At 44.9% G+C, this 3,032-nt stretch carries 3 protein-coding genes; all 3 read left to right on the top strand.

Translation table 11 applies throughout. The annotated features are described in order from the left end of the window. Positions 1 to 652: 652 nt before the first annotated feature. Positions 653 to 1,771: an NADH-quinone oxidoreductase subunit NuoH gene (nuoH, locus tag PX481_RS17180; protein ID WP_002762098.1), complete on the top strand. Its 1,119-nt coding sequence runs from the start codon at positions 653 to 655 to the stop codon at positions 1,769 to 1,771. Positions 1,772 to 1,813: 42 nt separating this feature from the next. Further along, a complete protein-coding gene (ndhI, locus tag PX481_RS17175; RefSeq protein WP_002733194.1) occupies positions 1,814 to 2,386 on the top strand; it encodes an NAD(P)H-quinone oxidoreductase subunit I in 573 nt (190 codons plus the stop codon). Between the two features lie 140 nt (positions 2,387 to 2,526). Continuing rightward, a partial coding sequence (locus tag PX481_RS17170) for an NADH-quinone oxidoreductase subunit J (RefSeq protein WP_288095150.1) occupies positions 2,527 to 3,032 on the top strand: 506 nt, incomplete at its 3' end.

Raw genomic sequence — 3,032 nt, 5'->3', positions numbered from 1 at the left:
GCTAACGGTGGGGGACATGGCATAGTTTTCCTGTGATGCCTAGCTAGGGTTTGCGGCAAAAAGTTTTTCGTGGGGGTCGGGTGTGGGGTGTGGGGTGTGGGGTGTGGGGTGTGGGGTTTTACCAGTTTTGAGGTGGCCAATTACCTAATTTTCAGGGAAAAAGTCCCGGAATTTTCCCCCTGATCACTCCCATGCCTGGTACTTTTTGATTGACAAAAAGTCTAAAAGTCTTACCCAACAAGGTTTTTAGATTTTTTCAGCCTACCCTAAATAGCGGGGAGTGGCCAGAAACGCTCGATAACTGGGTTTTAACAGTCGGTAAAACTTATCGCACAAGGGACTGGAGAGCTGCTTTAACTGCCTAAACGGTAAGTTATCTAGATTTTTTTCCTGTGAATAATTGGTCACTAGCTGAGGTTGTCGGCGCTAAGAAACAGCTGGGAACATTGATAGATTCAGAGTCTAACTATTGACTAATACCTATTCTCGGCGGGGGAATCAAGATTGCTTGACTCTCTTGGCTGCTAATGAGTTGAAGCCTTTGTCACTTTACTGATAACCCTCAGACCGACTAACTGTATACTAGGCTATAAGATTTGCTTAAAAATCTTCAGACCATGCCGAACTATCGACAGTACAGCGATCGCCAAATATGAATCAAGGCATAGATTTACAAGAAAGTTTCATTAAATCCCTAACAGACCTGGGATTAAGTGGAGGACTGGCTAAAGCGATTTGGATGCCTTTACCCATGTTCCTGATGATTATAGCCGCCACGGTGGGGGTTTTAGTCTGCGTCTGGTTAGAAAGAAAAATTTCCGCCGCCGTCCAACAGCGTATCGGGCCGGAATACGCAGGACCCTTGGGCGTTTTACAACCAGTCGCCGACGGTCTGAAATTAGTCTTTAAAGAAGATGTCGTCCCCGCTAAGGCCGATCCTTGGTTATTCCTCTTCGGGCCAATTTTGGTGGTGATGCCGGTGTTTGTCTCCTATCTCATCGTCCCCTTCGGTCAAAATCTGGTGATTACTGACCTAAACGTAGGTATCTTTTTATGGATTTCCTTGTCCAGTATTGCCCCCATTGGCTTATTAATGGCGGGTTATGCCTCGAATAATAAGTATTCCTTGCTGGGAGGCCTGCGGGCGGCGGCGCAATCGATTAGTTATGAAATTCCCTTGGCTTTATCGGTATTAGCGATCGCGATGATGTCTAATAGTCTCAGTACCATTGATATTGTCGAACAACAATCCGGTTATGGCATTTTAGGCTGGAATATCTGGCGCCAACCGGTGGGTTTTCTGATTTTCTGGATTGCCGCTTTAGCTGAGTGTGAACGTCTGCCTTTCGATTTACCGGAAGCGGAGGAGGAATTAGTCGCCGGTTATCAAACCGAATACGCGGGGATGAAATTCGCTCTTTTTTATGTGGGTTCCTACGTTAACCTCGTGCTATCGGCCCTAGTTTTCGCCGTCCTCTATCTTGGTGGTTGGGAATTTCCTATCCCCGTCAATGCTTTGGCCGGCTGGTTGGGAGTGAGTGAAACCAATCCTTGGCTACAAATTATCACCGCTTCCCTAGGGATTACGATGACAGTATTAAAAGCCTATTTTCTCATCTTCATCGCTATTCTCTTGCGTTGGACCGTACCCCGGGTTCGCATTGACCAATTACTCGATTTAGGCTGGAAATTCCTCCTACCAGTATCTTTAGTTAACCTACTACTTACCGCCGCCCTAAAACTAGCTTTTCCCTTTGCTTTTGGCGGTTAATTCCCGTTTTTGCCCTGTTAACCTACTACCCCTCTGACCATCATGTTTAACATCCTCAAACAAGTCAGCGATTACGCCAAAGGTAGCATTCAAGCGGCGAAATACATCGGCGAAGGTTTATCCGTTACCTTTGATCATATGCGTCGTCGTCCGATTACCGTCCAATATCCCTACGAAAAGTTAATTCCCTCGGAACGTTATCGGGGTAGAATTCACTTTGAGTTCGATAAATGTATCGCTTGTGAAGTTTGTGTGCGAGTTTGTCCGATTAATTTACCGGTAGTGGATTGGACTTTTAACAAGGAAATTAAAAAGAAAGAACTCAAACACTACAGTATCGATTTTGGGGTCTGTATTTTCTGCGGCAATTGTGTGGAATACTGTCCGACTAATTGCCTATCGATGACCGAAGAATACGAACTAGCGACCTATGATCGTCATGAATTAAACTATGATAACGTCGCCCTAGGCCGTTTACCCTACAAAGTCACCCAAGACCCGATGGTGACACCTCTGAGGGAATTAGGTTATCTGCCTAAAGGTGTCATCGAACCCCACGATTTACCCGCCGGTAGTCAACGCGCCGGTAAACGTCCAGAAGAAATTACCGATTAATTAGCAGTTAGGGGGCTCCGAGACAGCTTTTTCTCCCCAATCCCCCCCGCAACGCGCACGCAGTGACCACCCCATCACCCAATCCCTCACTGATAACTAATAATTAATAACTCTCAAGCATAAAAGGAGATGAAACTACTGTGAATTTAGCCGAGGGCGTTCAAATAGTATCTTTTGGCATTTTAGCAGCCCTGGTAATCGGGACAGCTTTAGGCGTGGTACTATTATCTAATATCGTTTATTCCGCCTTTTTATTGGGTGGTGTTTTTATCAGCATTTCCGGTTTATATCTCTTACTAAATGCTGATTTTGTAGCGGCGGCACAAATTCTAATTTATGTGGGCGCAATTAACGTTTTAATTCTCTTTGCCATTATGCTTGTTAACAAGCAAGAGGACTTTTCTGATATTCCTAAACGTTGGATTCGTCGGGCATCTACTGCTTTAGTTTGTGTGGGTTTATTTGTCCTGTTATCGACCATGGTTTTAATCACGCCTTGGTCAATTTCTAGCACTTCTCCCGCAGTAGTGACTAATACTTTAGTAGAAATCGGTAAGCATTTCTTTAGTGATTTCTTGCTACCCTTTGAATTAGCTTCCGTGCTATTATTAATGGCCATGGTCGGAGCAATTATTTTAGCTCGTCG

The sequence above is a fragment of the Microcystis sp. M53603_WE2 genome (genome assembly GCF_030065435.1).
The sequence above is the reverse complement of the archived record's forward strand: the minus strand, read 5'-3'. Positions and strand labels throughout refer to the sequence as shown.